Genomic DNA, 16,863 nt, shown 5'->3' on the forward strand with positions numbered 1-16,863 from the left:
CCCGGTTTTGTTCTGCGTATCGACCCTAAGTCGGTAAGGCAAGCCCGACCCGCGCCTGTGAAAAGGGGAGATTTCCATGGCACTGGATAATGGAACCGATTTTTCGATGTCCCGGCAGGCGATGAAAGCCGAATTGCTGGACGCAGAAACTGAATTAAAGCTGGCTTATGCGTGGCGTGACGACCGTGACGAACAAGCGTTGCATCGGTTGATCACGGCCTATATGCGGCTGGCGATTTCGATGGCGGCCAAGTTCAAACGATACGGCGCGCCGATGAATGATCTGATTCAAGAGGCCGGATTGGGCCTTATGAAAGCGGCCGACAAATTTGACCCCGACCGAGGCGTGCGCTTTTCAACCTATGCGGTCTGGTGGATCAAGGCGAGCATTCAGGACTACGTGATGCGCAACTGGTCGATGGTGCGCACTGGGTCGACCTCATCGCAGAAATCCCTGTTTTTCAACATGCGGCGGGTTCAGGCGCGTTTGGAACGCGAGGCCGCAACCGAAGGGATGGATCTGGACCGTCATCAGTTGCACCAGATGATTGCAGCTGAAATCGGCGTGCCCTTGCGTGATGTTGAGATGATGGAAGGGCGCCTTTCGGGCTCGGATTTCTCACTGAACGCGGTGCAATCGACCGATGAAGACGGTCGGGAGTGGATCGATGCGCTAGAGGATGAACGCGAGCAAGCTGCCGAGACGGTTGAAAACAGCCACGATACCGAACAGCTGCGCGAATGGTTGGTGACGGCGATGCAGGCGTTGAACGACCGCGAACGCTTTATCGTGCGCGAACGCAAGCTGCGCGATCCTGCCCGCACGCTGGAAAGTCTGGGGCAAGAGCTTGGCCTGTCCAAGGAACGCGTGCGTCAGCTTGAGGCTGCGGCTTTTGTGAAAATGCGTAAGAACCTTGAAGCCCAGTCGCGCGAGGTGCAACACTTCATCGCATGAGACAGCTTGCGATTCTTGTTTGTACACTGATGGTTATGGCCGTGCCCGGCCAGGCCGAAGATTTGATCCCCGATGATATTCTGGCCGCGATGACCTCGGCGGATGTAGTCATTTTGGGCGAGATACACGACAACCCGCAACACCATGTCATTCAGGCCGAAGCATTGAAGGCCATCACCCCCTCGGCTGTTGTGTGGGAGATGGTAACCGAAGAAGGTGCGCAGCGACTGGCGGATAAGGCTGTATCGAACCCCGAAGAGCTTGCGCGCATTCTGGAATGGCTTGAATCGGGCTGGCCGCCACTCAGCATGTATTACCCGGTGTTTCAGGCATCAGACGCGCCCGTCTACGGGGCCATGGTTCCACGTGCCGCAGCCCGTGCGGCGATGGAGCGAGGGGCAGCCACCGCTTTGGGCGCGGATGCAGCACGTTATGGACTGACCGTGCCTTTGCCAACCGATGAACAGGCCGCGCGCGAGGCCGATCAACTGGCCGCCCATTGCGATGCGATCCCAGAAAGTGCCTTGCCGCAACTGGTGGCCATTCAGCGCCTGCGCGATGCGGTGCTGACGCGCGCCATCTTGCGCGCCACCGATGAAACCGGCGGACCGGTGGCGGTGATTACCGGGAATGGCCATGCCCGTAAAGATCGGGGCATTCCCACCTTTTTGTACCGATTGCGCCCGGGGCTGAAGGTCTTTGTGCTGGGCCAATCCGAAGATGGCGTGGTTAATGGCACCTTCGACGCGGTAATCGACAGCCCCAGCGTTGAACGCGAGGACCCATGTCTGGCGTTTCAAAAGCAGAATTAACGGCTGGAACTGTTAGGCCCCCTTGCCTAATGTCGGGGCCGACCGGGACAGGAAGGGCTCAACATGCTGGCATCGAAACGCATTCTGCTGATTATCGGCGGTGGGATCGCGGCCTATAAGTCGCTGGACCTGATCCGGCGCCTACAAGAACGCGGCGCGGCCGTGACGCCCGTGTTGACGCGCGCGGCTGAGGAATTCGTGACACCCCTGTCCGTGGCGGCTCTGGCCGGAGAGAAAGCCTATCGCGATCTGTTCGATCTAACAGATGAGGCCGAGATGGGGCATATCCAATTGTCGCGCTCGGCGGATTTGATCGTTGTGGCCCCCGCGACGGCGGATTTGATGGGAAAGATGGCTACCGGGCTGGCGAACGATCTGGCCTCGACCCTGTTGATGGCCACCGACACGCCGGTTCTGTGTGCCCCTGCGATGAATGTGCGCATGTGGGACCATCCGGCGACGCAGCGCAATTTAAAACAATTACAGGCCGACGGCGTCCGTTTTGTCGGCCCGAACGAGGGTGATATGGCTTGCGGCGAATACGGCCCCGGCCGTATGTCCGAACCGCTTGAGATCGTCGCAGCGATTGAGGCGGAACTGGGTCAGGGCCCGCTTAGCGGTAAGCGCGTGCTTGTGACCTCGGGGCCGACGCATGAACCGATTGACCCGGTGCGTTATATCGCCAATCGCTCGTCTGGGGCGCAGGGTACGGCGGTGGCCCGGGCGCTTGCTGCACTGGGCGCTGACGTGGTCTTTGTCACGGGCCCAGCGGATGTTCCGCCGCCCCCAGGGGTGCAGGTCGTGCAGGTCGAAACCGCGCTGCAAATGTCGGACGCCGTCAATGCCGCACTGCCGGTGGATGCAGGCGTGTTCGCTGCAGCTGTCGCGGATTGGCGGGTCGCCAGTGCCTCGGACAAAAAGCTGAAGAAAAGCCGCGATGGGATGCCAGCGCTGGAGTTTGCCGAAAATCCCGACATCCTAAAACGCGTATCGCATATGAAAACTGGTCGCCCGGCGCTGGTTGTGGGATTTGCCGCCGAGACGGACAATGTGATCGAACATGCCACCGCCAAACGGGGGCGTAAGGGCTGTGACTGGATCGTGGCCAATGATGTCAGCCCGGCAACCGGGATCATGGGCGGGTCCGAGAATGCGGTGATCCTAATCTCGGATGACGGGGCCGAGGAATGGCCGCGCATGGGCAAAGATGCAGTGGCCGAGCGTTTGGCGACCAAGATCGCCGACGCTTTGACGAGCTAGACAAGAGGAACAGTGATGGTTGCAATTCGTGTGATCCGCGAACAGGGCGCTGACCCCTCAGTACCCTTGCCGTCTTATGAAACCGCGGGGGCGGCTGGTGCGGATGTGCGGGCAAACCTGCCCGGCGGTGCGTCAATCACGCTTGAACCGGGCCAACGCGCCCTGGTGCCCACTGGTCTAAGGATCGAAATTCCGCAGGGGTTCGAAGTTCAGGTGCGCCCCCGTTCGGGTCTGGCGCTGAAACACGGGATCACTCTGCCCAATACGCCCGGTACGATCGACAGCGACTATCGCGGCCCATTGGGTGTGATCGTCCTGAACGCAGGTCAAGAGGCGTTCGAGATCACTCATGGCGAACGTATCGCGCAACTGGTCGTAGCCCCGGTCGTGCAAGCCGCGTTCGAAGCGGTTGATATGCTCAGCGACACGGCGCGCGGGGCGGGTGGTTTCGGCTCGACCGGGCGCGGCTGATGCTTCTGGTCGGGATTTTAGCGGCTGGTCTGTGGGGCATCGGCTATCTGGCTGGTGTATCGCGAACGGCCCGCACGACTTCGGTGGCCGTGCTGCTTCTGGGTGTGATTACGGCTCAATTGCTGCTGCCTGATGGGCATCCCTTGCGTCAGGCGACCGGCGGTTCTGCGGCGATGTGGCTGATACTGGCGGGTACGGTGCTGCTGGTACTGGTTTACGGACGTGTTCTGAAAGCGTTGCGAAACCGCGCCGCGCCAGCCTCAGCCAAGGAGCCCGCAATGCCATCCGACCAGTTTTCTGAGACCGAGCTTGAGCGCTATGCCCGCCATATCGTCCTGCGTGAGCTGGGCGGGCCGGGACAGAAAAAAATGAAACAGGCGCGGGTTCTGGTCATCGGTGCTGGCGGTCTTGGGGCACCTGCGTTGCAATATCTGGCTGCCGCCGGGGTGGGGACTATCGGCGTGATTGATGATGACGAGGTTGAAAACGCCAATCTGCAACGGCAGGTTATCCATCGCGACGCAGATATCGGCATGCCCAAGGTCTTTTCGGCGCAACAGGCGATGCTGGCGCAGAACCCCAATGTGATCGTCCTGCCCTATCACCGCCGCCTGACGGATGAAATCGCCACTGACCTGTTTGCAGATTTTGACCTGATCCTTGATGGCACCGATAACTTTGACACTCGCTATCTGGCAAACCGCACTGCTGTCGCGCTGGGCAAGCCACTGATCTCGGGCGCGCTGTCACAATGGGAAGGCCAGCTCAGCGTCTTCGACCCGGCCAATGGTGCGCCCTGCTATCAATGTATCTTCCCCCAGGCTCCGGCCCCCGGTCTGGCCCCCTCCTGCGCCGAGGCTGGTGTGATTGGCCCGTTGCCCGGCGTGCTAGGCTCGATGATGGCGGTTGAGGCGATCAAGGTAATCACCGGGGCTGGGCAAGCTCTGCGCGGTGAGATGTTGATCTACGACGCGCTATTTGGTGAAAGTCGCAAAATCACCTTATCACGTCGGGAAGATTGCCTCATTTGCGCAGGTTCCAAAAACTAGATGCAACCGCCGCGCGAAACTGGATTGTCGCGGAATTTGATACGCCACCTCTGGACCATTCCAGCCCGCCTCCCTAGCTTGACCAGCAAAGGAGATTTGCATGACCAACCCGATCCTGTCCAACTGGACCACGCCGTTTGAAATCGCTCCGTTCAACGCAATCTCAGACGACGATTTTGCCCCCGCGCTCGAGCAGGCCATGCAGGCGCATAACGCCGAGATCGACGCGATTGCCGACAACCCCGATGCGCCCACCTTTGCCAATACGGTCGAAGCGCTGGAAGCTGCCGGAGAGCAGATGGACAAGGTGTTGTCGGTCTTTTTCACGGTCGCAGGGGCAGACAGCAACCCGGCACGAGAGGAGCTGCAAAGAGACTTCTCGCCCAAACTTGCGGCGCATTTCTCGGGTATTTCTTCGAATAAGGCTCTTTTTCAACGGTTGGCCGATCTGTGGTCTCGCAAGGAGGATCTGAACCTGACGGATGAACAGGCCCGCGTTCTCATGCTGACCCATCGCGGTTTTGTCCGTGCGGGTGCGGCGCTAGAGGGCGAAAAGGACGCCCGGATGCAGGACATCAAGGCACGGCTGGCCTCGTTGGGAACGTCTTTCACGCAAAACCTTCTGGCCGACGAACGTGATTGGTACATGGAGCTATCCGAAAACGATCTTGAGGGGTTGCCTGCATTCGTGGTGGATACCGCCCGCGCTGCGGGGCAGGAAAAGGGAGTAAAGGGTCCGGTGGTCACCCTGTCGCGCTCGCTGATTGTGCCGTTCTTGCAATTCTCGCCTCGGCGCGACCTGCGGGAAAAGGCCTATCGGGCCTGGGCGGCGCGTGGTGCCAATGGCGGTGAGACCGACAATCGCAATATCTCAGCTGAAATCCTGCAACTGCGCGAAGAACGCGCCAAGCTGCTGGGCTATGACAGCTTCGCCGGTTTCAAGCTGGAAACTGAAATGGCCCGCACGCCTGACAAGGTGCGCGACCTGCTGATGCAAGTTTGGGGCCCCGCCAAGTCACGCGCCGATGCCGATGCTGAAATCCTGACGCAGATGATGCAGGAGGACGGCGTCAACGGCCTGCTGGAAGCGTGGGACTGGCGCTATTATGCCGAGAAACGCCGCAAGGCCGAGCATGATTTGGATGAGGCCGCGTTGAAGCCTTACCTGCAGTTGGATCGGATGATCGAGGCTGCCTTTGCCTGCGCAAACCGCCTGTTCGGGCTTGAATTCGCACCGTTGGATGTGCCGCTTTATCACTCCGATTGCCGCGCGTGGGAAGTCACGCGCAACGGGCAACATATAGCCGTATTCATAGGCGACTACTTCGCACGGGGGTCTAAACGGTCAGGGGCGTGGTGCAGTGCGATGCGGTCACAGGCCAAGTTCCCCAAAGTGCAGGCGCCGGTCGTGATCAACGTCTGCAACTTTGCCAAGGGCGATCCTGCGTTGTTGTCTTACGACGATGCCCGGACCCTATTCCACGAGTTCGGTCACGCGCTGCATCAGATGCTGTCCGATGTGACCTATGAAAGCATTTCGGGCACCAGCGTGGCGCGGGACTTTGTAGAGTTGCCCAGCCAGCTTTACGAACACTGGTTGGAAGTGCCCGAGGTTCTGGCCGAATTTGCCACCCACGCCGAAACCGGCGAAGCGATGCCACAGGAGATGCTGGAAAAAGTGCTCAAGGCCGCCAATTTCGATCAGGGGTTTCAGACGGTGGAATATGTCGCCTCGGCGCTGGTCGATCTGGCGTTCCACGATGGCGATGCCCCGGCTGATCCGATGGCGAAACAGGCTGAGGTTTTGTCCCAGATCGGCATGCCGCAAGCCATTGGGATGCGCCACGCCACCCCGCATTTCGCGCATGTCTTTGCAGGCGATGGCTATAGCGCGGGCTATTACAGCTATATGTGGTCCGAGGTCATGGACGCCGATGCCTTTGCCGCGTTTGAAGAGGCCGGAGGGGCCTTTGACCCCGAACGCGCTAAAGCGTTGGAAGAAAACATCCTGTCCACAGGCGGCTCACGCGAGGCCGAAGAGCTGTACCTCGCCTTTCGGGGTCGGTTGCCGGGGGTTGAGGCCTTGCTGAAAGGGCGCGGTCTGATCGCGGCTTAGTACCCCAGAGACCGGTCAACGAGGTGCAGGAAGGGTTCACCTTCCTCACCCCGACGGATGTTCTCGCAGATCACCTGCGCTGCTGTTTCGGGCCGGGTTTCCGAGGCGATATGCGGGGTCACCGTCACATTCGGATGCGCCCAATAGGGGTGATCTGCAGGCAGGGGCTCAACCCGAAACACGTCCAGCGTCGCGTGGCCAACCTGACCCGCATTCAGTGCCGCCAGCAGGGCATCGTCGTCGATCAACGGGCCCCGACCGGGATTGATAATGCAAGCACCCTTTGGCAGCAGGGCCAGAGTGTCGGCGTTCAATATACTCACGGTGGCGGGAGTGTCAGGCAACAGCAAAACCACGATCTCGGCCCGCGACAAGGCTGTGCGCAGCCCATCGGGACCATGCAGGCAGGTAATACCGGGAATATCCTTGGCTGTACGGCTCCAGCCGGTGACACCGAATTTCAGCGCCGCCAGCGCACGCGCCGCGGCCTCGCCCAACGCGCCAAGGCCCAGAACACAGACCTGACGTCCGGTTGCCAGCGGGGGCGGTGCAGGGGTCCAGACACCATCCTGCACGGTGATGTGTCGATCCATGCCGAGGTGATGGCGCAGCACGTGGCCCACCACCCATTCGGTCATGCCTTGTGTCAGGCCATGATCCACCATCCGCGCCAGCGGCACGGTCAGGGTCGCATTCCCCGCGATTTTTTCTACCCCGGCCCACAGGCTAAGCACGGCCTTCAGCCGGGTGTATGGGGTGAAATCCAGTAACCCACCGCTTGGGGCATAGACAATATAGTCGACTTGATCCGGCTCAAACTCGGTTGCCAGGTGAAAGTCTACCCCGGCTTCGGTCAGGCCTTTGGTCAATAGAGGCTTATAGATCGGCCATTGCGCTGGGCGCGCGGAAAACAGGACGTTCACGGGCATAAGGGGCCTTTCGGATCAGCGGGGGCGGTGGATATGGGCGCTTTGGACGATGCCGAAGGCGGCCATCAGAACCAGCATGGCGGAACCGCCATAGCTGACCATCGGCAACGGCACTCCCACCACCGGGGCAAGGCCCATCACCATCGACATGTTGACAGCAAAGAACAGGAAGAAATTCAGTGCGATGCCCAGCGTCACCAGTGATGAGAATCGATCTTTTGTCGAGAGCGCGGTGATTAGGCAGAACACCAGGATCAGGCCATACAGAGTCAGTAGGGTGATGCCACCGACAAAGCCGAACTCTTCGGCCAGCGTGGTAAAGATGAAGTCGGTGTGTTTTTCGGGTAAAAAGTTCAGACGCGACTGCGTACCCTGCATGAACCCGCGCCCGTTCCATCCCCCCGATCCCAAAGCGATCTTGGACTGGGTGATGTGATACCCTGCGCCCAGCGGATCGGTAGACGGGTCCAGAAACGTGTCGATCCGTCGGAACTGATAATCCTTGAGCAACTGCCACTCGGTCCCGCGGCTGTTGAACACGGTGGCAATCAGGCCGACCACAGCGGCGATGACGGCGGCGAAATAGGCCCAGTGGACTCCAGCCAAAAACATCAGCCCGCCACCTGCCGCCAACAGCAGGATTGAGGTGCCCAGATCGGGCTGTTTCAGAACCATGAACGTGGGGATCAGGATCAACGCCACCGGGATCAGCACCCACAGCGGGCGTGACGTTTTATGAGACGGTAGCCAGTCGTAATAGGCGGCCAAAACCATAACCAGCGCAACTTTCATAACCTCGGACGGCTGCAGTCGCATGAATCCCAGGTCGATCCAGCGCTGCGCGCCCATGCCGATGGTGCCAAAAAGCTCAACGAAAACAAGCAATACGATTGACCCGAGATAGGCCACGACAGACATGTTTCGCCAGAACCAGATCGGTACCAGCGCGATGATGAACATCGCTGTCAGACCCAGCCCAAAGCGTTCCATCTGCGGTTCCGCCCAGGGCATCCACGATCCACCCGCAACCGAATACAGCATCAGGAATCCGGCACTTGCTGTGCTGATCAGCAACAGGGTCAGTGGCCAGTTCATATACAGGAATTTGCGGAACCCCGACGGTGTGGATTTGACGGCATATTCAAGATAGCTCATGCGCGGTCCTTCTCGGTCGGACGCGCTTTGGGGCGGCGATCGCCCTCAAGCCGTTTTTGCTGTTCCTTGATGCGGTCGCGATCGCCAGCCGGATAGGCCTCGAGCGGCGGTGTGCCGTTGTACAGCGCTTGCAACATGATGTCCCGTGCGACCGGGGCCGCTGCCTTGGAGCCACCGCCGCCATGTTCCACCACCACGGCCACGGCGAATTTCGGATTGTCATAGGGTGCAAAGCTGACGAACAGCGCGTGGTCGCGGCGTTCCCATGGCAGGTCTTCGTTGCGGATCACACCGGCTGCGCGCTCCGCCTTGGTGATGTTGCGCACCTGGCTGGTGCCGGTTTTACCGGCCATGCGGAATTCATCCGCGATGATACGGCTGCGATAGGCGGTGCCGCGCCGGTTGTTCGAGACCGTGAACATGGCATGACGCACCTGTTCCAGATTATTGCGGTTCACCGCCAGCGGTTCTCCCGCGCCGGAAGGTTGTTCAATCCCGTTCACCGAGCGTACCAGCCGCGGCGACACCGCGCGACCGGTTGCAATCCGCGCCGTCATGACTGCCAATTGCAGCGGTGAGGCCAGCATAAAGCCTTGACCGATCGAGGCATTCGCCGTGTCGCCGACCAGCCATTCCTCGCCATGAACACGCTGCTTCCACGCCTGGTTAGGTGCCAACCCGGCGGCGACGGCAGACATCGGTATGTCGTGCTTTACGCCCAGACCAAAAATGCGCGCCATTTCCGAAATCTTGTCGATACCGGTGCGCAGAGCCACGTCATAATAATAGACGTCGCAGCTGCGTTTCAGCGAGGTTTCCAAATCAACCGTGCCGTGCCCGCCGCGTTTCCAGCAGTGGAAGCGGCGGCTGCCCACCTTTAGGTGGCCGGGACAATAGACTGTGTTCGATGGCCCGATCACCCCGGCCTCAAGCGCGGCCATGGCGGTGATCATCTTGAAGGTCGAGCCCGGCGGATAGGTGCCCTGAACCGTCTTGTTGGCCAGCGGGCGGTAATTGTCCTGTGTCAGCGTCCGATAGTCTGCGACCGAGATACCGCGCACGAACAGATTCGGATCAAAACTGGGGGCTGAACTGATGGCACGGATATCGCCGGTTTCGCAATCGATCACCACGGCGGCGGCACTTTCCCCGGCCAGACGTGCTTGCGCGTATTGCTGTAGATCCGCATCGACAGAAAGCTGCAAGTCGGCCCCGGTCTCACCTTCTTGCCGGTCCAGTTCACGCATCACGCGGCCGGTGGCGTTGACCTCGACCCGTTTCGCCCCGGCTTTGCCGCGCAGGGCAATCTCTTGCTTGGCCTCTAGCCCGACCTTGCCGATCTGGAACCGCGGAATTCGTAGGACCGGCTCTGGGTCTTCGATCTGGCTCAGGTCATAATCGCTGACCGGGCCGACATAGCCGACCACATGGGCAAAATCCTCATAGCGCGGGTACTGCCTTGTCTGTCCCACTTCGGGGATCACACCGGGCAGGGCGGGTGCGTTGACGGCAACCTTCGAGATATCCTCCCACGTGACCTGATCGGCCAGCGTGACCGGCAGGAACGGGGCCGAGCGGCGCATTTCGGTCTTGGCGCGTTCAATCTCATCTGCCGTCAGGGGGATCAGCTCTGAAAGCTTGGCGATAACCTGATCGACGTCACCGGCATCTTCGCGCACCATGACGATACGGTATGAGGGCGAGTTCTGGCCGATGATCTCGCCGTTCCGGTCGTAGATCCGTCCACGGGTTGGCGGGATCAGGCGGATATTGATCCGGTTTTCCTCGGCCAGCAGGCGGTATTCATCGGCCTGATCCACCTGCATATAGCGCATCCGGGCGGCGAGCCCGCCGATGAAGGCGGCTTGTAGCCCACCCAAAAGCAATGCTCGACGAGGCAGGCGTTTATAGGCAAGGCCCGGGGCTTTGGGTTTGCGCTGTTTCATCCCCGTGCCCCTACGGCATTGGTATTGGGCACGGTTGCGCGCTGCACGCCAAGCGCGTTCTGGCTAAGCAGAACGATCAAAGGATAAACCGCAATTGTCAGAACCACTTGTATCACTACAGGCCCCAATGCCGCTTGTTGTACAGACACAATAGCAAGAATGACACGGTTCAGCATGAAAACTCCCGTGATCGCCACCGCAACGGTGGACCATTCGCTAACAAAACCTGAATCCCGCATTCCAAATGCAGCCGAGCGCAGATAAGCCGAGCCCAACACTACGAGCGCGGCCAACAAGCCGGGCGGGCGTTGTAACAACAGATCAGCCATCAGCATGACGAAGGCGATCAGCAGGGTCGGTACAAATTCGGGCCGCCGCAATACCCAGGCAAAAGTCAGTGCGATCAAAAAGTCGGGAAATGGCCAGCGGTCCGGTTTTGTGTCCAGTGGCAGCAAGTGCAGAAATAGCACAAGGGCGGCCAGTATAAGATACAGCCCACGCTTGGACCAAAGCTGTGAGGTTGCGTTATCCATCGCCGACCTCGGACGGGGTCAGGGCGGCCTCGGGGTTTCGTGGACCGACGATATCACCCGTATCGCGGATCTGAGGCGCTGATTGATAGCGCAGCACCCGCAGAAATTCGAGCCGTTCAAAATCTGCTGACAGGCGCACCCGCAGGCGACCGCCGGGATCAGCAGTGATCTGACCGATCAGCAAACCGCCGGGAAACACGCCACCATCGCCCGAGGTTACGACCCGGTCGCCGGGGCGGACCAGCTCTCGGTTCTCCAGAAACTCGACCGCCGGTGCGGACGTGTTGTCGCCGGTGATCAGGGCGGTCTGGCCAGAGGGCTGGATTGTGGCAGGGATCGCGCTGGAGGCATCGGTCATCAGGATCACCCGTGCCGTGTCCGGCCCCACGCCGGAAATGCGCCCGACCACACCAATCCCATCCATTGTGGCCCAGCCATCGGTGATGCCGTCGCGTTCCCCCACATTCAGCAGAACCGACTGCCGGAAGGGTGACCCGCTATCGGCCATCACGACCCCGGTGATATAGGTCAGACGGGGATCGAGACGCACGTTGTTCAAATCCAACAGCCGGGCGTTTTCCTGTTCAAGCTGAAGTGCTGCTTCTTTCCAGGCGCGCATCAGGCGCAGCTCGCTGCGCAGCTCCTGGTTCTGTTCGCTCAGGCGTTGGTAACTTTGGAAATCGCGGACCAGGTTGACCACGGCGGTGACCGGGACCATTGCCCACTCCATCGAGGGCACCACCCGGTCCACGACCTGCGCGCGGAACCGTTCCACGCGCGGGCTGTCGATCCGCCAGACCAGAAAGATGGCAAGCAGGCACAGCACCACAATCCCCAACAGCAGACGGCGCAGGGGGGTGGTGTATTCGTCGCGCTGTGATCGGTCCTTTGCCACAGGTTACCTTCCCGTGCTGCTCTTGCCCGAGTGTTGTCCCTTAAAGGGTGCGCGCCTTAGCTTTCGTAGTCAATCGCGTGGCGCAGCTGTTTTTCATATTCCAACGCCTTGCCGGTGCCCAAAGCCACACAATTCAGGCTTTCATCTGCAATCGACACGGCCAGCCCGGTTTGTTCGCGCAGGGCCAGATCCAGATCGCCCAGCAGCGCGCCACCTCCGGTCAGCATGACGCCTCGGTCCACGATGTCCGCAGCCAGATCGGGCGGAGTGGTTTCCAGCGCGGTCATGACGGCTTCGCAGATCGCCTGAACTGGCTCCGACAATGCCTCGGCCACTTGCGCCTGGCTGATTTCGATTTCCTTCGGCACGCCGTTCAGCAGGTCGCGGCCACGGATATGCATCGACTGACCGCGGCCGTCATCGGGCATACGGGCGGTGCCAATGGTGGTCTTGATCCGCTCGGCGGTCGATTCACCCACCAGCAGGTTCTGCTGGCGGCGCAGATACGAGATGATGGCTTCATCCATCCGGTCTCCGCCCACACGGACTGAACGGGCATAGACGATGTCGCCCAGCGACAGAACGGCCACCTCGGTGGTGCCGCCGCCGATATCAACGACCATGTTGCCGGTCGGGTCAGTAATTGGCATGCCAGCACCGATCGCGGCAGCAATAGGTTCCGCAATCAATCCGGCGCGACGCGCACCTGCGGACAGAACCGACTGACGGATCGCACGCTTTTCAACCGGAGTTGCGCCGTGTGGAACGCAGACTATGATTTTGGGTTTCGAAAAGGTCGAGCGCTTATGCACCTTGCGGATGAAATGTTTGATCATCTCTTCGGCGGTGTCGAAATCGGCAATGACGCCTTCACGCATCGGGCGGATGGCTTCAATCGAACCCGGCGTCCGGCCCAACATCAGCTTGGCATCCTCGCCCACGGCCAGCACTTTTTTCACACCGTCTTTCACGTGGTAGGCGACAACGGACGGTTCCGACAGGATCACGCCGCGTCCTTTGACATAAACCAGCGTGTTCGCTGTCCCAAGGTCGATGGCCATGTCCGCTGTGAACAGGCCGCCTAGATTGCCAAAGATCCCCATGATTCCCCTGATCCTGTATGTCGGTTTTCTACTGCCCGCGACTCGACGGTTCCGGGACGGATGACTTATAGGGTGCCAATACGCCCGGTTAAAGGGCTGATTCCGCGACAATCAGCACCTTTCCGCCTTATTGAGAGGGACTTTAGAAGGCAATATGCTCTCTTATCAACACATTTACCACGCCGGGAATCTGGCTGATGTGCAAAAGCACGCATTATTGGCATGGGTGCTGAATTATTTGACCCGCAAAGACAAGCCGCTGACATACCTTGAAACCCACTCTGGACGGGGGCTGTATAAGCTGGATGCGGTTGAGGCACTGCGCACGGGCGAGGCGGCGGCGGGAATCGGGCGAGCCCAAAAGGCCGACTGGTTCGATGCGGATCATCCACTGAGCCGGGCAATTGCGGCGGTTCAGCAGCGACAGGGGAGCGTGGCCTATCCCGGTTCTCCGATGATCGCGGCCAGTTTGCTGCGCGATCAGGACAGTTTGCACTTTGCGGAGCTACACCCGCAGGAACACGCGGCTTTGGCTATGGCGATGTCACCCTATGGAGCCAAAGTGTATCAGCAGGATGGGTACGAATTGGCGCAATCCCTGCTGCCGCCGACGCCGCGGCGCGGGATGTTGCTGATCGACCCAAGCTACGAGGTGAAATCGGAATATGATCGTCTGCCCGGCATCATCGCCAAACTGCATCGCAAGTGGAATGTTGGCGTGATTGCCCTGTGGTATCCGCTTCTAACGGATGACCGTCACCGGGCCATGGTTTCGGCGCTGCAGGCGCAGAATCTGCCCAAGGCGTTTTGCCACGAGGTTCGGTTTGATCCGGTGCGAGAAGGGCACCGCATGGTCGGTTCAGGTATGTTTATCGTCAATGCACCTTTCGGTCTGGAAAACGAAGCCGCCAGGTTGACTAAGTTGTTCAAGGCGCTCTGAACACAGTCTACAGTCAATTCCAGAATGCTCCCGCCTCGTTTGCCCGCATCAAAGATGCAGCCAACCGAGTTGGGCCCGGCAGCGCGCCTTTGGCGCGCTGCCGGGCCCAAAACCCAAGAAGGTTCGGCGAAGCCGGGCCGCCGCGGATGCGGGAGCCTTTGACCTTTGTCTCTAGGTCAGATCTTTGTAGCTGATCTCGCGCGCGTCGGCACCGGGGCCGGTTTTTTCACGGCGTACGATCAGGCGGTTCAAGGCGTGAAGATAGGCTTTGGCCGAAGCCACAACCGTATCCGTGTTGGCCGATTGACCCGTTGCAATCATGCCGTCTTCTTCCAGACGGACTGACACCGTGGCCTGGGCATCAGTGCCCGCGGTTACTGCATGCACTTGATACAGCTGAAGATGGGCTTTGTTCGGAAAGATCGCGCGGATAGCCTTGAAGGTCGCATCCACCGGACCGTCGCCGTGTTCGGTTGCGATGATGTCTTTGCCGTCCACTTCCAACTCAACCGTCGACTCCGCTTGCCCGCCGGTTCCGCAGGTCACTTTCATCGACACCAATTGCAGATGATCGTCTTCATCGTCCAGCGTCATCAGTGCAATAAGATCGTCGTCAAACACCTCTTTCTTGCGGTCAGCCAAATCTTTGAACCGCACGAAGATATCCTTGAGCTGGTTGTCACCAACCTCATAGCCCAGCGTTTCCAGCTTGTCGCGCAACGCCGCGCGGCCCGAGTGTTTTCCCAAAGGCAAGGACGTGCCCGAGAGGCCGATATCTTCGGGGCGCATGATCTCAAAGTTTTCGCGGTTCTTCAGCATGCCATCCTGGTGGATACCGCTTTCATGGGCAAAGGCGTTCTTGCCTACGATGGCCTTGTTGAACTGCACGTTGAAGCCAGACACCGTCGCGACGCGGCGAGAGATATGCATGATCTTGGTCGTATCAATGCCGGTGTTCCACGGCATAATGTCGTTGCGGGTGCGCAGTGCCATGACGACCTCTTCCAACGCCGTATTGCCAGCGCGTTCGCCAAGGCCGTTGATCGTGCATTCAATCTGACGTGCCCCGCCCGCGACAGCGGCCAGCGAGTTCGCCGTCGCCATGCCAAGATCGTTGTGGCAGTGGGTGGCAAATATCACCTCATCTGCACCCGGCACCGTTTCGATCAGGCGCTTGATCAGGTCAGCCGATTCCATCGGGGCCGTATAGCCCACAGTGTCTGGGATGTTGATCGTTGTGGCGCCGGCCTTGATCGCAATCTCGATCACGCGGCACAGATAATCCCACTCGGTCCGCGTTGCATCCATCGGCGACCATTGCACGTTTTCACACAGGTTGCGCGCGTGGCTGACAGTCTCGTGGATTTTCTCGGCCATTTCGTCCTGTGTCAGGTTCGGAATGGCGCGGTGCAGTGGTGAGGTGCCGATAAACGTGTGAATTCGGTTCTTTCCCGCGTGCTTCACGGCTTCCCAACAGTGGTCGATATCCGCGAAATTGGCACGCGCCAGGCCGCAGATGCGGCTGTTTTTGGATCGCTCGGCGATCTCGGATACCGCCTTGAAATCGCCCTCGGACGCGATGGGGAAACCGGCCTCGATGATGTCGACGCCCATTTCATCCAGCAGTTCTGCGATTTCCAGCTTTTCGTCATGGGTCATGGTTGCGCCGGGGCTTTGCTCGCCGTCGCGCAAAGTGGTGTCAAAGATCAAGACGCGGTCTTGGTCGGTCACGTTGGTCATGGGATTCTCTTTCTTCTTCTGTCCTAAAGCCTATGGCGCGCGGGCGTCCTCCTCTGAGCGGGCGCGCCGGATGGCACGCTCAGAGGCGGATTAGGATCAGTAGGCCACGCAGAGACGCACCGCGCAGGGCGGTGTCGGCAAAAGGGATATCTGCGCACTTGATCATGGGGCGGAATTTATACAGAGCCCGCCCAGAATGAAAAGACCCATTTGCGCCTTAACTGCTGTTGCAGGGGTTTCTTTCAAGAGTGGCGTATTGATCCGCGTAACAGGACGTCTAGGTGGTTAGTGATGAAAACAGCGTTGATCATAGGCGCGTCAGGAGGAATCGGTCAGGCGGTATGTCACCGCCTGAGGCAGCAGGGCGTGGCGGTGACCACCTTGTCGCGATCTACGGACGGATTTGATTTAACCGATCCCGCCGGTATTGAGAGCGTATTGGGCAAGTTGTCCGGCCCCTTCGATTTGATCCTCGTCGCCTCGGGCGCGTTAGAAATCAACGGGGCGGCACCGGAAAAGACAATGCGTGCGGTCACAGCACAGACAATGATGGGCCAGTTTGCGTTGAACGCTGTCGGACCTGCGCTGATTCTGGGCCATGCATCACGCCTGCTGCCGCGGGATCGCCGGGCGATTTTTGCTGTGCTATCGGCACGCGTCGGGTCCATCGGGGACAATAGGCTGGGCGGTTGGGTCAGCTATCGCGCAGCAAAAGCAGCGGTGAACCAGATCGTACATACGGGGGCGATCGAACTGCATCGTACCCACCAGCAAGCGATCTGCGTTGCCCTGCATCCCGGCACCGTGAAAACTGAATTCACCCGAAAATACCTGGGGCGTCATCCCGCTGTTGCACCGGATGAAGCCGCCGAGAACCTGTTGACCGTGATGGCGCATTTAACCCCAGCCGAAACTGGAGGGTTTTTCGATTGGGCCGGCAAACCCGTGCCGTGGTGAAG

General features: G+C 59.8%; 15 protein-coding genes. 8 read left to right on the forward strand and 7 right to left on the reverse strand.

Annotated elements, in window-relative coordinates:
- The first annotated feature begins 76 nt into the window (after positions 1-76).
- The 6 genes from ACR0AJ_RS15495 to ACR0AJ_RS15520 all read left to right on the forward strand — a co-directional run bounded on the left by ACR0AJ_RS15495 (position 77) and on the right by ACR0AJ_RS15520 (position 6,663).
- On the forward strand, positions 77-955 hold the full coding sequence (locus ACR0AJ_RS15495; RefSeq protein WP_170377693.1) for an RNA polymerase factor sigma-32: 879 nt from the start codon (positions 77-79) through the stop codon (positions 953-955).
- Positions 952-1,767 carry a ChaN family lipoprotein gene (locus tag ACR0AJ_RS15500; RefSeq protein ID WP_480741278.1) on the forward strand — a complete coding sequence of 272 codons (816 nt, stop codon included), beginning with the start codon at positions 952-954 and terminating at the stop codon, positions 1,765-1,767. The genes ACR0AJ_RS15495 and ACR0AJ_RS15500 overlap by 4 nt, the downstream gene beginning before the upstream one ends.
- 63 nt (positions 1,768-1,830) lie before the next feature.
- Complete coding sequence (coaBC, locus tag ACR0AJ_RS15505) at positions 1,831-3,027, forward strand: bifunctional phosphopantothenoylcysteine decarboxylase/phosphopantothenate--cysteine ligase CoaBC (protein ID WP_170377690.1); 1,197 nt, start codon at positions 1,831-1,833, stop codon at positions 3,025-3,027.
- Positions 3,028-3,042: 15 nt separating this feature from the next.
- Complete coding sequence (gene dut / locus ACR0AJ_RS15510) at positions 3,043-3,498, forward strand: dUTP diphosphatase (RefSeq protein WP_170350570.1); 456 nt, start codon at positions 3,043-3,045, stop codon at positions 3,496-3,498.
- Positions 3,498-4,547, forward strand: coding sequence for a HesA/MoeB/ThiF family protein (locus ACR0AJ_RS15515; protein ID WP_480741279.1), 1,050 nt, complete (start codon positions 3,498-3,500; stop codon positions 4,545-4,547). Before dut ends, ACR0AJ_RS15515 begins: the two co-directional genes overlap by 1 nt.
- A gap of 100 nt (positions 4,548-4,647) precedes the next feature.
- Positions 4,648-6,663 (forward strand): M3 family metallopeptidase, encoded by a 2,016-nt coding sequence (locus tag ACR0AJ_RS15520; protein ID WP_480741280.1) that lies wholly within the window; start codon positions 4,648-4,650, stop codon positions 6,661-6,663.
- Here the strand turns inward: ACR0AJ_RS15520 and ACR0AJ_RS15525 are convergent.
- Genes ACR0AJ_RS15525 through ACR0AJ_RS15550 form a run of 6 tightly spaced genes read right to left on the reverse strand, consistent with a single transcriptional unit; the run spans position 6,660 to position 13,224 of the window.
- Positions 6,660-7,592: a 2-hydroxyacid dehydrogenase gene (locus ACR0AJ_RS15525; RefSeq protein ID WP_480741281.1), complete on the reverse strand. Its 933-nt coding sequence runs from the start codon at positions 7,590-7,592 to the stop codon at positions 6,660-6,662. The two genes, ACR0AJ_RS15520 and ACR0AJ_RS15525, sit on opposite strands and share 4 nt — an antisense overlap.
- 15 nt (positions 7,593-7,607) lie before the next feature.
- Complete coding sequence (gene rodA / locus ACR0AJ_RS15530; protein ID WP_170350566.1) at positions 7,608-8,747, reverse strand: rod shape-determining protein RodA; 1,140 nt, start codon at positions 8,745-8,747, stop codon at positions 7,608-7,610.
- On the reverse strand, positions 8,744-10,693 hold the full coding sequence (gene mrdA / locus ACR0AJ_RS15535) for a penicillin-binding protein 2 (protein WP_170350565.1): 1,950 nt from the start codon (positions 10,691-10,693) through the stop codon (positions 8,744-8,746). Before mrdA ends, rodA begins: the two co-directional genes overlap by 4 nt.
- Entirely contained in the window at positions 10,690-11,226 is a 537-nt protein-coding gene (locus tag ACR0AJ_RS15540; protein WP_480741283.1) for a rod shape-determining protein MreD, read from the reverse strand. The genes mrdA and ACR0AJ_RS15540 overlap by 4 nt, the downstream gene beginning before the upstream one ends.
- Positions 11,219-12,121: a rod shape-determining protein MreC gene (gene mreC, locus ACR0AJ_RS15545; protein WP_480648180.1), complete on the reverse strand. Its 903-nt coding sequence runs from the start codon at positions 12,119-12,121 to the stop codon at positions 11,219-11,221. Before mreC ends, ACR0AJ_RS15540 begins: the two co-directional genes overlap by 8 nt.
- Positions 12,122-12,177: 56 nt before the next feature.
- A complete protein-coding gene (locus ACR0AJ_RS15550) occupies positions 12,178-13,224 on the reverse strand; it encodes a rod shape-determining protein (RefSeq protein ID WP_008756832.1) in 1,047 nt (348 codons plus the stop codon).
- 154 nt (positions 13,225-13,378) lie between these two features.
- Between ACR0AJ_RS15550 and ACR0AJ_RS15555 the strand changes: the two genes are divergently transcribed.
- Entirely contained in the window at positions 13,379-14,164 is a 786-nt protein-coding gene (locus tag ACR0AJ_RS15555; RefSeq protein WP_480648182.1) for a 23S rRNA (adenine(2030)-N(6))-methyltransferase RlmJ, read from the forward strand.
- A 171-nt stretch (positions 14,165-14,335) separates the two neighbouring features.
- Here the strand turns inward: ACR0AJ_RS15555 and ACR0AJ_RS15560 are convergent, their stop codons facing one another.
- The gene (locus ACR0AJ_RS15560) at positions 14,336-15,904 is read right to left on the reverse strand and encodes a 2-isopropylmalate synthase (RefSeq protein ID WP_480741284.1); all 1,569 of its coding nucleotides are present in this window, start codon (positions 15,902-15,904) and stop codon (positions 14,336-14,338) included.
- Positions 15,905-16,195: 291 nt separating this feature from the next.
- On the opposite strand from ACR0AJ_RS15560, the gene ACR0AJ_RS15565 reads away from it, so the two are divergent.
- Complete coding sequence (locus ACR0AJ_RS15565) at positions 16,196-16,861, forward strand: SDR family NAD(P)-dependent oxidoreductase (protein WP_480741286.1); 666 nt, start codon at positions 16,196-16,198, stop codon at positions 16,859-16,861.
- Positions 16,862-16,863 lie beyond the last annotated feature (2 nt).

The sequence above is a fragment of the Ruegeria sp. CJ9 genome, from assembly GCF_056536625.1.